A 19629-nucleotide genomic window follows, 5' to 3' on the forward strand; every position below is an offset into this window, starting at 1 on the left:
AAACATTAGACAATTGACGTATCTTTGCTTTTAAAAAGAATAAGTATGTCAAGAGATATTGAGTTGAAAGAAGGATGGGAGTCTGTGGTGAAATTTCTTTCAGACAAGTTTGCAGACGGGGACAAATTAGACTTGGATTCTATTATCTATTTAATAGGTGTGCAGGAACTAGGTAAAGGAATTCATACTTTTAAAAAAGATGAAAAAGTGAATCTTATGCATATTGCAATTTGCCGATTATTAGAGCCTTATGGTTATTACGAATTTGATTTTATAGACCCTGATGGCTGGCCTCACTATAAAGTATTGGAAGATTTGCCAACCTTAAAACCTGGAGAGCAATCTATATTGATGAAAGAGGCGGTTGTAAAATATTTTTCTTCTGGTGATAATTAATTTTGGATTGATTATTAAAACAACTTCTATATGTTAAAAAAAAGAATAATCTTATTGTTTTTGCTAAGCTCACTGATGTCGTTTGCTCAGCACCAAATAAAAGGTACCATAGAGCCTTTTTCTAAAGACATAAAATGGGCTATGCTGTATCAAATAAAAGAAGGTAAGCAACATTATATAAAAAACACGAAAATTGATAATAAGTCCTTTTATTTTGAAATTCCTCAGACTTCTTCTTCAGGAATGTATCGTGTAGTATATAGATTAAAAGGAGAAGGTTTTATTGATTTTTTATACAATAAAGAAGTAGTTTCCTTTACTTTCAACCCTGATTATCCAGAGGAAACTGTAAGGTATTCCAAATCGAAAGAAAATCAAATATATAAAGCGTATTTACAAAGTGCTCTAAACGGACAGCAATATTTAGATTCTATTCAAATCACTTATTTTAAAGACCCTAGCCCAGTAGCAGCTGTATTATATCAAGAAGCATATTATGAGCTAAAAGATATTCAAAAGCAATATCAAAAAGAATCGAAAAACATGTTGGCTTTTCATTTTATTCAAGCAACACAACGTTACAATTCGAAAACGATAATATCTTCTCCACAAGATTATTTAGAAGGAATCAAAAATAATTTTTTTCAACATATCAATTTTGATGATTCCGTTTTGGTAAACTCTTCTTTTTTAGTAGATAGAGCTATTGACTATATTTTCAATTTGAACTATTCTCAAGATCCTAAAACACAGAAGAATCTATATAAGGAATCCGTTAAAAATATGCTAACAATTCCTAAGAACACAGATCTACAAAAAGATTTAACAGAAATTATTATTGAAGAGTTTGTAAAGTTGGAAGATGTAGAAATGGTAAAATACATATTAGAGAATCACTATAAACAACTTCCAGCTGAACAGCAAAGCAACTTATATATTGAAAAAACTTTGGCGAAAATTTCTATCGTACTTGGTGAATTGGCACCTGATTTTACATGGGGTGAAAATAAGCAGTTATCAACTTTGCAAACACATAAAAACTATATTGTTGTTTTTTGGAGCACAGGATGTTCTCATTGTAAAAAACAATTACCAGAATTGTATGCTTTTTTAAAGGATTATAAGGATGTTCAGGTAATTAATGTCGCTTTGGAAGAAAACAACAAGGAATGGACAAAATTAATTCCAAACTTTGAAGGATGGGAGAATGTTTTAGGATTGGGGAAATGGAAAAACACCATTGCGAAGTCTTATAACGTTGAGTTTACTCCTACATATATAGTACTAAATGCAAACAAACGAATTATTGTCTTACCTGACAATTACAAGGAACTAAAAGATGCTGTCTCTAGGCTAAAATAGTTTTATAAACTGGCTAAGCCTCTAATAATCTTCTTCTTTTCCATGAATAATTGAAATATACTATAATACCATTTTAAATGACGTATTAAATTCGTTTCTTATTCATTAACATCTCACCTCAGCGTACGAGCTAATGAACTTATTAACAATGTATTACTACAAACTCTCAGCTCTTTACTTTGTAGCTCACCTTGCTACGGTCTTAAATTCTAGTAATCTTAGCTCTCCATTATTTACTCCCACAAGTACACCTTTACCATTTTTACCTAAACAAATAGACTGTAAACATTTTACATTTTGAGGTAAAAAAACTCCGCTTTGCAAAGCACTTAATGCACTTAAACCACCAAGAGTATCTCCTTCTAATAACACTCCAATAGAGGCATCTGCCCTAGTGGTTTCTATTTCAATATTAAATTTATTACCAACAGCAAATACATCAACAACACCGTCTCCTGTAAAGTCATCTATTAACAAACTTTGAACAGTTGAAAATTGTGCTCTATTTGGCAATGGTTTTATTTCAAACACTCCTGAATTGTTCATAATTGAAACTGACTCAAAGACATATGCTTCTCGTTTTTCTTGACTATTATTTACATCTCCCAAAAGCTCACTAAGATCTGCTTTGGCAAACTGCCCATAAGATTTAAATTTTTTTGACAAACCTGGTAATTGTTGGGTTGAACATTCCTTACCACGAATAGGAACTATTTTATTTTTATAATTTTTTGCTAAAAAAACATCGTTAGATCCATTAGAATCATAATCAGATGCAAATACGTAAAATGGTTTTTCCTTACTGGCCTTAAACTTATAATTCAAGCCCAAATTTCCCAAAACAAAATCAAAATCACCATCCATATCCAAGTCGACAGGGGATATACAGTTCCACCATCCTTCTGTTTTCTCCAGACCTTCAATTTCCTTTTTTCTATAAACTCCGTCAAGTTTTTCAAAAACCACCACTGGCATCCACTCACCCACCACTAACAATTCTTTTTCGCCATCCTTATTTATATCTACAAAAGTAGCGTCTGTTATCATTCCCAAATACTCCAATTCAGGTGCTAATTTTCGAGTTACATTTATAAAAATTCCATTTTTATTTTCCAATAAAAAACTCCTAGGTGCTTTAGGATATTTTTTGGGCACCAACCGGCCTCCAATAAACAAATCTAAATCACCATCTCCATCAAAATCAAGTGGAATTACTGTACCTCCACTCGTATTTGTCAAAGGTAGTTTTTTTTCTTTGGCAAAGCCTCCTTTCCCATCATTCCAATACAGTCTGTCTTGATAAGCCATCGAATTTTCAGCAAATTCATTCCCACCACTTACCACATACAAATCAAAATCTCCATCATTGTCAGCATCAAAAAACACTGAAGCAGTATCCTCATAACCTTTGTCTTTTTTTAAAACTGGCAGAAAAAACTCTGAAAATGTTTTGTCTTTATTCTGTAAAAAAAGCTTGCCGGATTGCCCCGTTGCTCCTCCAATAAAAAAATCTTCATAACCATCATTATTCACATCTGCAACTGCTATACAAGGACCTTCGGTTGACAATTTGTGAGGTAATAAAATTTGATCCCTAAAATCGTCATAGTCATTCTCCTGATGTTTGATGTTTTGATTTTCAAAGGCCTTTTCTGTGATATCCTTAAACATCGGCACATATGATTTTATTGACAATCCAAGACTCCGTTTAGCCTTTTTATATTCAACTTCAAGTGTTTTATTACTCTGTATTGAATAATTCATGGAAATTTTCCCATCCGGCCAATATACTTTAACAGAATCCAATTGCAAAATATTCCCCAAGCCAAAATGTACAATAGGATCGACAGAAGACAGATACCCTCGAACATTTTTTAACTCATGATACTGAATACTGTCTTTGTGGTAAACCGTTACTTTAGCACCTAAACCATATGTATTCCCTTTGGGTCCTTTTAGTTTAATTTTTATATAATTATTGGCAATTTTCTCAGCGTTATTTCTGTAAATAAATGCTTTGTCATTGATGTTATTTACGACCAAATCTAAGTCTCCATCGTTATCTAAATCAGCTACAGAAGCACCATTTGAAAAACTAAGATCTTCCAATCCCCATTCTTTCATTTTAGAAACAAATTTTAAATTTCCCATGTTTTTATAAATCTGATTAGGAAGTTTATTTTCTTTAAAAAAATTTACTATATACTGTACATTTTCCAATTTTGATCGTTTTTGTTTCTCTTTAGATTGTACATATTCAGTAAATTCCTTAGTAATATCCTTGTCAAAGACATCCCTTCTAAACCCGTTAGATATAAATAAATCTCGAAAACCATCATTGTCGAAATCGCTTCCCAAACAGCTCCAGCTCCAATCTGTTTTGGCAATTCCTGCAAGTTGACTAACCTCACTAAAAAAACCATTTCCATTATTAATCTGCAACATATTATGCATATATTGATAATGATTTCCCTGATCTAAAATTCTTTTATATGCAACTACATCCATAGTTGCCATATTTACCTTTGCACGCTCGTGATCAGAAGGTGTCATATCCAGCTCTATCAAATCTTCAAAACCATCGTTATTAAAATCAACCACGTCTACTCCCATTCCATAAAAAGAAACATGATTAGAAAAACCTGCAATATCTTGTCTGAATTTTTTATCACCCTGATTTTTAAAAAAATAATCACTTTCCAAATAATCATTAGCTACATAAACATCAACAAAACCATCATTGTCTAAATCAGAAGTAACCAGCCCTAAACCAAAAGCATAGGTGTTATCAATACCCGATTTTAAACCAACCTCTATAAAATGCCCGTTTATATTCTCATATAATTTATGTCTATATAATTGGTTTTGCTCTGCTTTTCCTTTTCTAATTGACTCATGAGTACTATTAAATTTTTGAGGTCGGTTGACCAGATACATATCCAAATCATTGTCATTATCCATATCAAAAAAAGAAGCCATCATAGAAAACCCAGTATCAGCCAAACCATATTCTTTAGCTTTTTCTGAAAATGTAGTATCTCCATTATTTATATATAATAAATTTGAACGTTCAGACGTAGTACCTTTCCATCCTCCTTTACAGACATAAATATCCAATAAGTCATCGCCATTTATATCGACCATCACAACACCATTACTCCAACCTTTTTCTCCAGAAACTTTTGATGTATCAGTAATGTCGTCAAACTTAAAATCTCCTTTATTTAGATACAATTTATTAGAAACCTGATTTCCTGTAAAATAAATATCAGGTAAACCATCGTTATTAATATCCCCAATAGCTACTCCTCCACCATTATAAGCATAATTATATACCATAAAAAAATTATCCAAATCTTCTGTGATATCATTGCTAAAATAAATTCCAGAATCTTCAGACTTAATACTATTAAATAAGGTTGGCTTAAAGGCCATAGAATTTTGTTCTGGTTTTGAATCGCATCCTGCTAAGAATAACAACATCATAAAAAACCATAGAGTATAAATTTTCATATAACAGTTATTTTATAATGTCTATAAACTTTAGAAAATCATTATTATTTCCAAGTACAATTTTGGCAGCTCCATTTACAGTAATCAATTGCATATCTTTTACATCTTTGGGTGCATAAAAACCACTTTGGTTTATGGGTTTAGCCAAGAAATTTCCATCACCAGACCCCATTAACAAAACACCTGTTCCAGCGTCGTTCCTAGGAGTTTCTATTTCCGAGGCGTACAAATTACCCACCGTTAAAACATCCAAATTACCATCAGCATTAAAATCTTTCACTAATATACTATTCACACTAGACAGCTGTACTTCATTTGGTAATTGATGTAGTATGAGTTTTCCGTTTTTGTTTTCTAAATAGCTCGTGGCAAAGGTATTTACCTGATAGTGCAAAGATTTTTCAAGTTGATCTTTGCCATAAATATCGTCTAATGTTGCTTCCGCAAATTTATTATATGTTTTAAATTTTTTCTTGATCATTCCTACCTGAGAGAAAGAACAAGAACGTCCTCTAACAGGGAATTTGTTACCTTCATTATAATAACTCAGTACAATGTCGTTTTTATCATTGCTATCAAAATCATTAAAATAGATATCAAAAGTCTCCTCTTCTGATGATTTATATTTATAATTTAAACCTAGATTACCAACTATAAAATCAATATCACCATCATTATCAAAATCACCACTTTCTAATGAAAACCACCAACCTGTAGATTTTTCTAATCCAAGCTCTTTTGAAACCTCAACAAAACCATTTCCTTGCTTATTTTTAAATACACGAATTGGCATCCATTCACCAACGATTATAATATCTTTCCAGCCATCTCCATCAATATCAACCAAATTAGCCGCAGTAGCTAATCCTAATTTTTCTAGTTCTGGAATAAACTGTTCTGTAATATCTTCAAACAATACTTTATCAGTAGTGCTTTTATTTTCTAATAAATATGTTTTGGCTGGAGAAGGGTAATTGCCAGGAACCAAACGACCACAAACTAAAAGATCCTGATCTCCATCATTATCAAAGTCAAAATTATAAACCCTAGAACCACTTGAATACATTGTTGGTAATGATTTTATCAATTTTAAAAACACTCCATTAGTATTGATATACAATCTATCTTGCAATTCTTTTGAATTCGGTTTAAATTCATTTCCTCCACTTACCACATACAGATCTAAATCTCCATCGTTATCCGCATCGAAAAATAAAGATCCCATATCCTCTTTTATTTTATCCGATTCAAAACCAAAATCTTTTTTCTCGAAACTCCCTTCTTTTGTTTGATAAAACAAACCTCCTACTTCCCCAGAAGCTCCACTACAATAGAAATCATGCAAACCATCATTGTTTACATCACCAACAGCAAGATAAGGTCCAAAGGTAGAGGTTTTATGTGGTAGTAATATTTCGATTTTATAGTCATCATAAAAATTTTCTTCGTGTTTATATACACTGTCTAATTGTTTATCTTCACTATTAAACAACTTAGAAACGGAGTTGTTATTCTTACTTTTAACAAAACTAGCATCGGCATAATTCACAGTGTGTTTACTATTTATTTTAGGCGCTATTAAATACTGCTTCTTACCATCAGGCCAGGAAAGCTCAATGGTATCTATATGCGTACTCTTTCCCAATCCAAAATGTAGCTTTGGCGCCATAGATGACAAATATCCATGGACCAAATTCAACTCTTGGAACTGTTTTTTATCTTTAATTATAAGCTTACATTTCACCCCTAAACCCATAGAATTCTTCTTAGGACCAACAAATTCAAAAGTGATAGAATTATTTTTTTCAATATTTTTATTTTCAAAAACTACCGCTTTATCATCTATATTATTTAACACTATTTCCAAATCACCATCGTTATCCAAATCAACATAAACAACACCATTTGAAAACCCTTTAAAACTTAAACCCCATTGTTTGTTTACTTTTTCAAAGGTCAAATCTTTGGCGTTCCTAAAGGCAAAATTATCCGTTTTTTCAGAGGGGATATTTAATGAGTTTTCTAATGCACTCGTAGTAGATGTATTTGAAAAACCACTTCTTTGTTTTCCTATTTCATTAAAAAAATCTGTGTTATTTATTTCTCTCCTTGTACCATTAGAAACATAAATATCTTTCCATCCATCATTGTCTAAATCGGCAAAAATGGGACCCCAGCTCCAGTCGGTAGTTGAGACATTAGCAATTCTAGAAATATTATTAAACAAAGGGTTGTTGTCTTTATCTAAAATCCCTGTATTTAACTGCAAGCAATTGTGCATATATTGGTAATACAAGCCAGCGTTATATGTATCCCAAAAAACTTGTGGATTCATACTTGCCATATTTGCTTTTGATCGTTTGTTTGTAGAGGCATCCATATCTACTTGAAGAACATCTAAAAATCCATCATTGTTAAAATCTCCGATATCTGCTCCCATACCGTACAAAGCAGTATGTTTTGTAGATTTTTCAAGAGTATTTCTATAAGTTCCATCTCCATTATTGATATAACAAAAATCTGCACTTGCAAAATCGTTACTCACATAAATATCCTGAAAACCATCGTTATTTAAATCACTTATTGTAGCACTTAGCGACAAACTATAAGATAACAAACCTGCCTCTTGAGTGATGTCTGTAAAAGTTCCATCTCCATTATTCCTATACAAATGATTGGAATGTTTTGGTGTTGCATGTTGAATATGTTTGGCAAAAACATCTGGTGATGTTTTAAAAGGTGTGGTTGGGTAATTTGCCACATATAAATCTAAATCTCCATCATTATCATAATCGAAGAAGGTGCTTTGGGAACTATGACCTGTGTCAGCAATACCATATTTTATTGCTTCTTCTTTAAAAGATATTTCCCCTGTAATACCAACTCCTTGATTTATAAGTAATTTATTTGGGCAATATTCATTTTTCCCAGAAACACTCAAATAAATATCCAACCATCCATCATTATTAATATCTACGGTAGTAACACCTAAAAACCATTCATTTCCCATGCCTGCATTCGCCTGAACAGTAATATCTTCAAATTGTAAGTTTCCTTTATTCAAATACAGTTTATTAGAAACCATATTTCCAGTAAAATATAAGTCTTGTAAGTCATCATTGTTAAAATCTCCTACAGCAATACCTCCTCCCATATAAATGTATGGGTAATTGAAATAGTTTAAAGAATCTGACTCTGTTAATTTATTAACAAAATCAATATGTGTTTCACTAGAGGGTACTAAAACAAATTGTTTTGTCTCTTCTGGGCTTTGAATACAAGAAACTAAAAATGTAAGAAAAAAAATAAAATTGTATTTCATGCAGTTAAAATAATGATAATTTTATTGTTTTCACTTTAATATTGATTTAAATCACAAAAAAATCCTGTGCAACAATCTGTTGCACAAGACCTTCCAATTTAAACAAAACTACTAAAATTATAAATTCGTATTTGCCTGAAGCTCAATATTTGGAATAGGCATCAAATAGCTAAACCCATCAAAGCGTTGTAAATCATAATACCGAGATTGTTCACCTGCTAACTCCACCCATCTTTCATGTTTGATGGCATCTAATATTGCCGAAGAGCCTGACACTAAAATAGCTGGCAATCCCACTGATGTTCTTGCTCGAACTTCATTTATATAAGCCAAGGCTACACTTTCCGTTCCTCCTGAGCGAATTTCAGCTTCTGCTTTCATCAGTAAAACATCTGCATAACGAATCACTCTTGCGTTAATTCCACTATCAGTAGTTTCTGAACCTCTATTATCTAAATTTTGATATTTTCTCCAAGCTGGATTGTCATCAGGTCCAATTCCTCCTGAAATAAATGTCTGAGTGCCATTATTATAAGTATTTGTCATAGTACCGTTATCACTCGCATCAATTGAATAAAAATTAGCGGCATAACGTGTGTCATTATCTTCATACTCATCTAACAATGCCTCTGTTGGTTTTACATTATACCAACCCGTATATTCCATTGCTCTAAATGATGTTTCAGAATTCCCTCTACCATCTTGAGTCCAAGAATCTCCACCACCTGTAGATTCATCATAATGTACCTCAAACAAAGATTCATCATTGTGTTCTCCTGCAACAGTAAAATTATCTCTATAGTCTGCAACCAAACTATAACCTGTAACGTTAGCAAGTGCCGTTTTTGCTTCAGCATCTTTGCCTCCCATTTGTAAATATACTTTACCTAATAAAGCCCAAGCCGCACCAGAAGTAGCTCTTCCTTGTTCTTGAACTCCCTTTGATAATAAATTAGAAGTTGCAAAGTTTAAGTCAGTAATAATTGAAGCATAGATCTCCTCTACAGATGATTTTCCTAAACCACCAACGACTGTTTCTAAGTCGAGCACCAATGGTATTTCTCCGTAATGTGTTACTAAATGAAAGTAAAACAATGCTCTTAAAAAACGAGACTCGGCCAACCTAGCTTTTATTTCCGCTGCATCAATATTTTCAAAATTTACTTCGTTAGAAATCACAAAATTACAACGACCTATACCTTGATAATTGTGCTGCCAAAATTGATTATTTCCATTATTAGCTTCATCAATATCTCTATTGATCATTTGCACTTTATCAGCCTCTAAATTTCCAGCTGCATAATTTTCTCCAGCAATATTATCATTGATATAAAACTGGTACCTCGCATAATTTCCTGTTGCTTGTAAATAGGCATAACAAGAAGTAACAGCCGACTCCAATTGAGCACTCGATTTAAAGAATGTTTCAGAAGAAAGTTGATTTGGGTTTGTTAATTCCAATCCAGATTCATCGCAAGAAATAGTAATTCCTATCACGGTGATTAATCCAGCTATAATAATTTTAATTTTTTTCATCTTTTATTTTATTATTTTATTAAACTAAATTAAAATGCTATTTGCACTCCTAATGTAAAAGATATTGGTTCTGGATAGACTCCTCTATCAATTCCAATTCCAGCTGCAGCAGATTGCTGACCTGGTGAAACCGTACTACCTCCAATTTCAGGATCCAAACCAGAATAACTTGTTAGGGTTAACAAATTCTGACCTGTTGCATACAATCTAATTTTAGAAAAAGCTCCTTTAGCCATTTTACCTAATACCGCTTCACTTAAGCTATATCCAATTGTAAAGTTTCTTAGTTTCGCATAAGAACCATCTTCCACAAACCTATCAGAACGATTTACATTGTCTGAATGATCTCCAGTATATCTAGGCACTGTAGTATTCGTATTTGTCGGCGTCCATCTATCCAATACTGCGGTTCCAGAATTAAACAAACGTGTCATTCCTTCTAAATCGTAAATATTAGTATTATAAATATCATTTCCACTTACACCATTAAAAAATAAAGAGGCATCAAATTGTTTATAATTTGCATTAAGTGATACTCCATAAGTAAGTGTTGGAAAAGGATTTCCAATTTTCACATTATCTTCACTATCAATAACACCGTCATTATTTTGATCTACAAAACGCACATCTCCTGCCGAAGCATTAGGTTGAGTACTGGTATCATCTCCTTGTTGGAACAATCCATCTGTTTCATATCCATAGAAATAGAATAAAGACTCTCCTTCTTCGATTCTAGACAGATTCTCACCTTCAAAGGTATTACTTTCAATAAATTCTAATTCTCCTAAGTCAGTAGCTTCATTTTTCGCTGTACCTAAATTTACATTTACAGACCAACTAAAATCACTTGACGATTGGTGGCTATAACCCAGAGACATTTCAAATCCTGTTGTATTTACGGACGCACCGTTTCTTTGTGTAAAGCTTTCACCCAATCCATAAGATGCAACATTTGGTATTGGAACAATAACATCATTATTATCAACATTATAATATTCCATTGATAGTGTTAAAGCATTATTCAATAAACCTAAATCAAATCCGAAATTTGTTTGTGTAGATTCTTCCCATTTTAAGTCTGGATTTGAAGCTCCAAAGTTTGACACTCCTGTTGAAGAACTAAAACCCGTATAATTATATCCAGAAATCAATCCAGAAGAATACGCATAATCCGTAGAACCGTCGTTACCTGTAACTCCCCAAGAACCTCTTAGTTTTAAATTCGATATAATATCAGAATCACTTAAGAATCCTTCTTCGCTAATTATCCAACCGAAAGACATCGCAGGAAACGACCCCCATCTATTATTTTCTCCAAACCTAGAAGAACCATCTGTACGTAAAGAAGCTGAAATTAAATACTTACCAGCATAATTATACTTTAACCTACCTATATAAGAAACTAAATCATATTCATACAACTGGTTATTTGCCTGTGCTTCACCTTGAACAACTGGAACCGCATCTGTTAATGGGTTTTCATTTTGGACTGAATTAATTCTAATTAAAGTACTAAACTCTTCAGCAACAAACAAAGCTTCAAAATTATGGTTTTCAGCAAATGTCTTCTTATAGTTTATAGATCCGGTATAAGTATCTGAATTAAAAACACTTGTTGATTGACCAACATAAGCTGCTGTTCTTTCATTAATACCTTCATCAAATGAAGGTCTGTGGATATTATTTTGTGTGGTAGATCTATCAAATCCGTATTGGAATTTCAAATCCAAACCATCAATAATTTCATAAGACGCATACAAAGAACCTAACACTTTCATCGTTTCAGTAACATTGTTAGAAATCGTTTGTAATCGCACAGGGTTTTCTGCATCAGACCCATTGTCTAAGGTAGAATCTGTTCCTCCAAACCCGCCCGGATTCTCAGCATTATAAACAGGTGTATAAGGTAAAGATTTGATCATATGCTCTAATAAAGTTCTATCTCCGTTTTCTTCTTCATTTAACTTTTCAGAATCTGAAATAGCCAAGGTTTCTCCAATTTTAAATCGATTCCCTACTTTAAATTCACTGTTTGCTCTAATTGAAGCTCTTTTAAAACCAGTATTAATCACAATTCCTTCTTGGTCTAAATATCCAGCAGACAGATTAAATATTGCTGTTTCAGAACCTCCAGATACATTTACATTGGTGTTGGACATAATCGCTGATCTAAAAATCTCATCTTGCCAATCTGTATCTATTTTTGTCGATTCAGGATCTACCGTATACCGATTTGGTAAACCGTAGGTTTCAGAGGCAAAAGTCTCAAACTGAGCAGAATTTAATAAATCTAACTTCTTAGAAACCGATTGTGTAGAAATATAGGTATCTACAGATATTTTAGTTTTTCCAACACGTCCCTTTTTAGTTGTAATCATTACAACTCCATTTGAAGCTCTAGATCCATAAATCGCTGCGGTAGAAGCATCTTTTAAAATATCAATTGATTCAATATCATTTGGATTGATTTCACTTATTCCTCCTGACACAACACCATCAATTACATATAATGGTTGACTATTCCCAAAAGTTCCAAGTCCACGAATTTGAACCTGTGGTGTTGATCCAGGAGAACCTGCATTCGACACAGTAACTCCTGAAGCATTTCCTTGTAAGGCTTGATCTACAGAAGTAATTGGTCTACTAACAATTGTCTCTGCACTAACAGAAGAAATTGCACCCGTAACCAATTTCCTGGATGTTGTTCCATACCCAATCACAACCACTTCACTTAAAGACTCCGCAGACTCTTTTAGGGAAATATTAATTTGTGTTTGACTTCCTACTTTAATAATTTGAGTCTCCATACCAACATAACTCACTTCGATTTCACTCGAAGCACTTATGTTTGGTATGGTAAAATTCCCATCAAAATCTGATGTTACACCAATACTAGTACCAATTACTAATACTGAAACACCAGGTAAAGGAGAATTGGATTCGTCCGTAACAACTCCCGAAATGGATTTTGTTTGTGAAAAAACACTTTGAGTGCAAATTAGCACCAGTGTAATGAAAGTAATTTTCATTTTGTTCATACTTAATTAGGTTTTAGTTAATGTTGAAACAAGCGATAAAACTTGTTTGGTTAGTTTTATAAGACTAAAAAACAAATGTCAAAATCAGAGCGAATAAACCAAAAAGTATGACTATTAGTCCGACCTCGAGTATTACGATAATTTTTGATTTCTTGTTTCTCATAATTTCTTATTGACAAACTTAAACTCAAGTGCAATTAAAACTTAGCACTTAACAAGCAATCTTTACAGCATATGAAGCTAAATTTTGTTGAATCTTGACTTTTACAACATTTGTTCCTTTTATTGCTTCATTTGTCTCCTTCAAAACACAAACAACTGAACACCAGCAACATAATCTAAACAATGTTTATTTTTGCTTTACTTGCGTAGGAAGAATTCCAAATTGTTTTTTAAAACATTTTGAAAAATAAGAAGGAGTAGAAAATCCAACAGAGTAACAAACATCGTTGATGTTAGTATTACCTGCTGCGATAGATTGCATTGCTCGTTCTAGTCTAATTTTTCTAATAAATTCAACAGCTGTACTATTTGTTAAGGACTTAATTTTTCTATAAAACTGACTTCTACTTAAAAACAATTGAGAAGCCAATAGATCTACACTTAATGAAGGGTCACTTAAATTATCATCTATATAAGTCAACACTTTATGAATAAACTCTTTATCTAATGATGTTGTTTTTAGTTCCGCCTCATCTTCAACCAAAGCACTAAAATATTTATCAAACAAAATTTCTCTACTTTTAGATAATTGCGCTAACCTAGACTTCAATACTCTTAAATCAAATGGCTTATGCAAATAAGCATCTGCACCAACATCAATACCATGCACCCAATCTTCAATCATTGTTTTAGCAGTAAGCATCAATATAGGGATATGGCTAGTAGCTATATTTGACTTCACTTCTTTACAAAACTCAAAACCGTCCATTTCTGGCATCATAACATCCGTAAGAATAACATCTGGTTGTTTTTCTTTGGTGAGTTTTAAGCCTTCTTTTCCGTTTGTTGCAGAAATAATTTTATACTGTTTTCTGAGTTCCTTTTTTAAATAATTCCTCAACTCTGTATTATCTTCTACAATCAACAAGGTTTGTGTAATTAATTTCGAATGTTCTTCTTGGTCTGGGGATTCATTCACTAATTTTGGAAGAATAAATTTTGCTCTTTTACCAATCATATCTACATAGGGAGTAACGCTAAGTTCTTCTTCAGTAAAGTGTTTTTTATCCATCGGAAAAAAGGACCTAAATATGGTTCCTTTTCCTAATTCACTCTCTACCTCTATCTTTCCTTTATGCAATTCTATAAAACTCCTCACCAGCTCCAAGCCAATTCCCGTTCCACTATAATAACTTTTATTTAAACTGTCTACCTGATAGAATCTTTCAAATATTTTTTCCAATTGATCCTCTCGTAACCCCGGTCCAGTATCTGAAATGCTAATTTCAAACGAATCTTGTTCTACTTGATTTAACAAAGGAAATACAGTATGTTTATGAACATACACAACCAAGGTAATTTTACCTCCATCATTAGTTACTTTAAAAGCATTGGACAATAAATTAAATATAATTTTATCTAACATTCCTGGATCGACCCAAACAAATAATTCTGAAAAACCACAATCAAAGTTAAATTGAATCTTCTTTTCAATGGACTCGTCTGAAAAATAATCACAAATATCTTTCATAAAAGCAACCAAATCCATCTTAACAATCTTTACCCTTACCTTATTCAATTCCAACTTCCTGTAATCCATCAGTTCATTAATCAATCGATTTAATCGATCCGTATTTTTATAAATAATCCGATGTTTTTCTTGAATTTCATAAGGCAGATTCAACGAAGTATCGCTTATAATTCCTTCCAAAGGGTTTTTAATTAGTGTCAATGGGGTTCTAAATTCATGTGATATATTTGTAAAAAACTGCAGTTTTCGCTCATTTAGTTCTTCTTTTTGCTGCCTTATTTCCCTTTCATTTTCCAATAATTGTTTTTCTTTCAGTCGCTTATTTGTCATAATATTCAACAAAAACAAGCCAAAGAAAAACAAGCCAAAATACAATAGATTAGCCCAAGGTGATTTCCACCAAGGAGGCAATATTTTAATTGATAATTCTAGCGGTATTTCATTCCAAATACCGTCATTATTAGCAGACTTTAATTTAAAGGTGTAATTTCCATGATCTAAATTTGTATAGGTCGCACTTCTAACATCCCCTACATAATTCCAAGAAGTTTCTAAACCTTCGAGATAATATGCATATTGATTTTTCTCAGGTCTTGTAAAGTTTACCGTTGAATACTCTATAGTAAACACAGATTGCTCATGATTTAATACAAGTGCCTCAGTTTGCGAAATTACTTTACTCAATGGAGAGTTCTCTTCTCCTGGTACGACTTCCTTATTAAAGAGTTTTAAGCCTTTTAAATATGAAAAAAGCAAATTCGAATTGTTTAATATCTCATCTGGTCTAAAGTAATCTACCCCTTGATAATTACCAAAATACAAAACACCATTCCTATCTCTAAAACTAGAATTTATATTAAAATCGTTTGAAAGCAATCCGTCATTTCGAGTGTATTTTGTGAATTTACTACTCGCTTTATCAAACTTACATAAGCCAGAGTTTCCGCTAAACCAAATATTACCATCCTCACTTTCTACAATACTATTTACATTATTTAACGGCTGTCCATTTTTATTATTATACCAAATAAATTGGTTTTTATTTTTATCATATTTACACAAACCTGCACCCCTTGTGCCAATCCAAATTGACTTATCAACGCCTTCATATAGGGTGAGAATATGGTTGGAACTTGTATGATAATCATGTTCTAAAGACATTTTTTCTGAAAAATCAACAACAGTAAAAACTCCGTTATTATCTGTTATTTTAAACAATCCATCAATGGTGCCCACCCAAATAAATTGATCCGAATCAATAAGTACCTTTCGAATATCCTTATTATGTAAATTAAACTTTATAAACACCGGAGTATCCAATCTTGTAAACATTTCTGTAGATGGCGAAAACGTATGCAATCCACCTCCATACAACGTGCTAATCCAAATAGTTCCATTTTCGTCTTCTGAAAAACTCGAAATACAGTTAGATACTAAGACCCCATTGGTGTTTTCCTTCCTATAATTGATAAATTCTTTTGCTCCATTCTTCAATAAAAAGATTCCTTCATTCCAACTCCCAACCCAAATATTATGTTTACTATCAACAAATAGCGATTCAACATATAGGCTTTTTAAACCTTTAATAATTGACTTTTCTGTATTATTGATATGCTCAATTTTTTTTGTGTTAGGATTATAAATATCTATTCCTCCACCGTCCATCGCAAACCAAAGGTTGCCCTTTTTATCTTCAGCAATCCCAGTAACCGAACTTAACTGTAACGAATTGGAATTATTTGAAAGACTTTCTATTCCTTTAAATTTATCATAAAGCTTGTCGTAAACCCCAACCCCACTATTATAATAGCCCATCCAAATACGATCGTTATTATCTAAAAACAAGGACCAAATGGAATTGGACAAAATGCTGTTTTTATCCTTTTTATCAGATTGATAAACATTTATTAAATTCCCACTGCTTGAAATATTAATAAGACCATCATTTTCTGTTCCATACATAATCGTGCCATCTGGAATCTCAATCAAAGTGAATATTCTATTATTAGAAAAATTTAATTTCTTTATTGAATAAGCATCATCTGTAGCATTTTCAGCAACTTTTACCAAACCATCAGACATGGTTCCAATCCACAGATCGTTTTGTTTATCAATTAATAGAGATTGTACTGTAGTATTACATGTATAATTTCCTGTTTCTGTTTCAAATACAGCTGGTTCAATACTGTTTTTTATTGGATTAAATTTCTTCAATCCACCCTCCGTTCCAGCATAAACAATACCGTTGTTTGAAATTGCTAAACAATGAATGTGTTTGTCTTCATCTTCAGCCTTGCCACTTATATACATAACCTCACTAACCTTAAAAGTTGTAAGATCTAACTTAAAGAGACCATAATCATAAGTACCTATAAAAAGATTACCGTGATTGTCTGTGACTAGGCTTCGGATAGCAATCGTTCCTTTTGATTCGTTGTCAGTCTTTTCAAGTAGAATTTTCTTAAACTGATCCTGCTCTCTATCATATAGGTTCAAGCCGTCTTCTGTTCCAACCCACAATCTATTTTGATAATCTAACTGAGCACAAAACACAAGACTACTGCTAATAGAGGTAGAATCATTAATTTCATGAATGTAAGTATTGTAATCCTGTCCATCATATCTATGTAAGCCAGCTCCATTGGTACCAATCCAAATAAACCCTTCATGATCTTGTAAAATTGTGAATACTCCCGTTTTGGAAATTTCTTCTTTGATATTCACAAAATTATACTTCTCTTCAGCTCTTTGTGAATTTAGCTGAATTGACAAAAAACAAAAAAAGACTAAAACAAGACGAATACCTTGTTTTAAAACATTGGTTGAGTAGAGCATTTTAGTTGGTTTCGTTTGGCTTACAGGTTATTAAGATCTTCGTAAGATAGAAATTTTCATAAACTTATCAACTAAAATCCGTGGAAATTCAAAAAAAACATGCAGCATTCGTGGTATCACCCTGCCACATATGCAGCATAAGCACACGATGCAAGAGAATATTTTAAGATATTAAAAGATTACAACCACGAATATCAGAGTTATCAAAACGACCTAAAATTTCGAACGATTTATTTTCAAACACTTTTCCTAGGTCTTGAGTTGCAATAAAAGAGCAAGAATTCATATTGGCTAGATCAATCACATTGATGCCTCCGGTTTTACCTAAGGGTAATAAACTCAAAGGAGCTTCTGTATCTCTGATTAATATTTTCATCCAAGGAGGACAATTAAACACACCATACCCTTTAGAATACGCCTGACTTAATAATTCAGTCATCCCGTATTCTGAATGAATTACATCTACACCAAATCCTGCTTTTAAAATAGCATGTAATTCTTCTCGAATCATTTCTTTTCGTTTGCCTTTCATCCCACCTGTCTCCATAACAATGGTGTTTTTTAAAGAAAACTGATGTTTTTCTATCAAATCTAACAAAGCAAAAGAAACGCCAATTAATATCACTTTTTTACCGTGATCTTCTAATTTTAATAATACTTGTGATAATTCATCTAAATTATTCAAATAGAATCCACTTTCAGATTTATTTGATCTTTTAATCAAATCTTCAACCATATAAATCAAAGAAGAACCATCACGCTCCAAATACGAAGGAAGTAAAGCCAAAATCACATATTCCTCTATATCACCATAAAAATGAGAAAAAGCCTTTCTGTAGCTCTCTTCATACATAAACAAATTCGTAACCAAATGTTTGCTTTGCTGTACCCCTGTAGTACCACTGCTTAAAAAAGTCTTTATAACAGGATCTCCTGAAGAAACTACCATCTGTGATTTAAAAAACTGAATAGGCAAAAAGGGAATATCCTCAATTCTAGCGACCTCGTCAGAATTTATATTTAGCAAAGAAATGTATTTATTATAAACATTATTATTCTGCGCTTGGTATTGAAACACCTGTAGTGCCAAGCTATCAAAAGATGCATTCGTGTGTTTTGTAAATAGGTCTGAAATCACAGTAATAAAAATAAAAAACAAAAATACAGTAATTTTAAGCAACCTTACGAAACATTCAGCATCTAGTAAGTAAACAATCTAAATTTATTACTTATGAAAAAATTATTTATGCTACTAATGGTTACATTAGTTATTAGCTCTTGTAACGATGATGATATCGACTTACCTGATTATCATTACGAATATCTTCCAATTGAAGAAGCCATAATACCAAGTACTTTTACTTTGAATGAAACCTATGACATAACCATAACATACATACTTCCGAATGAATGTTATTCTTTTAATAGTGTATCTTTTGAGATTGACCAAGAGGACGAAACTAGTAGAATTCTAGCCGTTTTAACTCTCGTTGATGATGTTACTACTTGCACAGAGGAGTTAATAACAGAAGAATATACTTTTGAATTTACAGCAACTCAAGAAGAAGAGTATACTTTTAAATTATGGAAAGGATATGACGATGAAGGCGAATCTATCTTTGACGAAATTATAGTACCCGTAGTACCTGTCGTTATTGACACAAGTATTCAAGAATTATTTTAAATTAATTTAGTCTATCCTCGTTCAATAACTTAACGCAACAAATCTAAATTTATAGATTTGTAAAATGGCAGTAAAAAAACATAGACGACTTACTCGTAAAGAAAGAGTATAAATTGAGACTCTTTTAGATGAAAAAAAATCAAAATCCTACATTGCTAAAACTCTAAATAGAGCGCGTTCAACAATTAGCAGAGAAGTTAATAAATGGGTTAAAAAAAAGACAGATAAATACGATGCAGACCTAGCACAT

Annotated in this window: 9 protein-coding genes; 3 read left to right on the forward strand and 6 right to left on the reverse strand. The window is 32.3% G+C overall.

What is annotated here, in order from left to right; translation table 11 throughout:
* Positions 1-45: 45 nt before the first annotated feature.
* Both V5787_RS04005 and V5787_RS04010 read left to right on the forward strand, forming a co-directional pair.
* A complete protein-coding gene (locus V5787_RS04005) occupies positions 46-396 on the forward strand; it encodes a hypothetical protein (RefSeq protein ID WP_336891983.1) in 351 nt (116 codons plus the stop codon).
* A 30-nt stretch (positions 397-426) separates the two neighbouring features.
* Entirely contained in the window at positions 427-1758 is a 1332-nt protein-coding gene (locus V5787_RS04010) for a TlpA disulfide reductase family protein (RefSeq protein WP_336891984.1), read from the forward strand.
* Between the two features lie 186 nt (positions 1759-1944).
* On the opposite strand, the gene V5787_RS04015 is transcribed toward V5787_RS04010, so the two are convergent.
* From V5787_RS04015 to V5787_RS04040, 6 genes are all read right to left on the reverse strand, one after another.
* Positions 1945-5271, reverse strand: coding sequence for a VCBS repeat-containing protein (locus V5787_RS04015; protein WP_336891985.1), 3327 nt, complete (start codon positions 5269-5271; stop codon positions 1945-1947).
* A 7-nt stretch (positions 5272-5278) separates the two neighbouring features.
* The gene (locus V5787_RS04020) at positions 5279-8593 is read right to left on the reverse strand and encodes a VCBS repeat-containing protein (protein ID WP_336891986.1); all 3315 of its coding nucleotides are present in this window, start codon (positions 8591-8593) and stop codon (positions 5279-5281) included.
* A gap of 117 nt (positions 8594-8710) precedes the next feature.
* Positions 8711-10129, reverse strand: a complete 1419-nt coding sequence (locus V5787_RS04025; RefSeq protein ID WP_336891987.1) for a RagB/SusD family nutrient uptake outer membrane protein — start codon at positions 10127-10129, stop codon at positions 8711-8713.
* 29 nt (positions 10130-10158) lie between these two features.
* The gene (locus V5787_RS04030) at positions 10159-13158 is read right to left on the reverse strand and encodes a TonB-dependent receptor (RefSeq protein WP_336891988.1); all 3000 of its coding nucleotides are present in this window, start codon (positions 13156-13158) and stop codon (positions 10159-10161) included.
* A 358-nt stretch (positions 13159-13516) separates the two neighbouring features.
* Positions 13517-17695, reverse strand: coding sequence for a two-component regulator propeller domain-containing protein (locus V5787_RS04035; protein WP_336891989.1), 4179 nt, complete (start codon positions 17693-17695; stop codon positions 13517-13519).
* A 163-nt stretch (positions 17696-17858) separates the two neighbouring features.
* Complete coding sequence (locus tag V5787_RS04040; protein ID WP_336891991.1) at positions 17859-18839, reverse strand: acyl transferase; 981 nt, start codon at positions 18837-18839, stop codon at positions 17859-17861.
* 87 nt (positions 18840-18926) lie between these two features.
* Between V5787_RS04040 and V5787_RS04045 the strand changes: the two genes are divergently transcribed.
* A complete protein-coding gene (locus V5787_RS04045) occupies positions 18927-19379 on the forward strand; it encodes a hypothetical protein (RefSeq protein ID WP_336891990.1) in 453 nt (150 codons plus the stop codon).
* The last annotated feature ends 250 nt before the right edge of the window (positions 19380-19629 follow it).

This window comes from Flavicella sp., from assembly GCF_037132785.1.
Lineage (GTDB): Bacteria > Bacteroidota > Bacteroidia > Flavobacteriales > Flavobacteriaceae > Flavicella.

Excerpts from the sequence above, each read along its gene's own strand:
- V5787_RS04030 (WP_336891988.1), bottom strand. The coding sequence starts at position 13,158 with ATGAAAATTACTTTCATTACACTGGTGCTAATTTGCACTCAAAGTGTT.
- V5787_RS04010 (WP_336891984.1), top strand. The coding sequence starts at position 427 with ATGTTAAAAAAAAGAATAATCTTATTGTTTTTGCTAAGCTCACTGATG.
- V5787_RS04015 (WP_336891985.1), bottom strand. The coding sequence starts at position 5,271 with ATGAAAATTTATACTCTATGGTTTTTTATGATGTTGTTATTCTTAGCA.
- V5787_RS04005 (WP_336891983.1), top strand. The coding sequence starts at position 46 with ATGTCAAGAGATATTGAGTTGAAAGAAGGATGGGAGTCTGTGGTGAAA.
- V5787_RS04045 (WP_336891990.1), top strand. The coding sequence starts at position 18,927 with ATGAAAAAATTATTTATGCTACTAATGGTTACATTAGTTATTAGCTCT.
- V5787_RS04020 (WP_336891986.1), bottom strand. The coding sequence starts at position 8,593 with ATGAAATACAATTTTATTTTTTTTCTTACATTTTTAGTTTCTTGTATT.
- V5787_RS04025 (WP_336891987.1), bottom strand. The coding sequence starts at position 10,129 with ATGAAAAAAATTAAAATTATTATAGCTGGATTAATCACCGTGATAGGA.
- V5787_RS04035 (WP_336891989.1), bottom strand. The coding sequence starts at position 17,695 with ATGCTCTACTCAACCAATGTTTTAAAACAAGGTATTCGTCTTGTTTTA.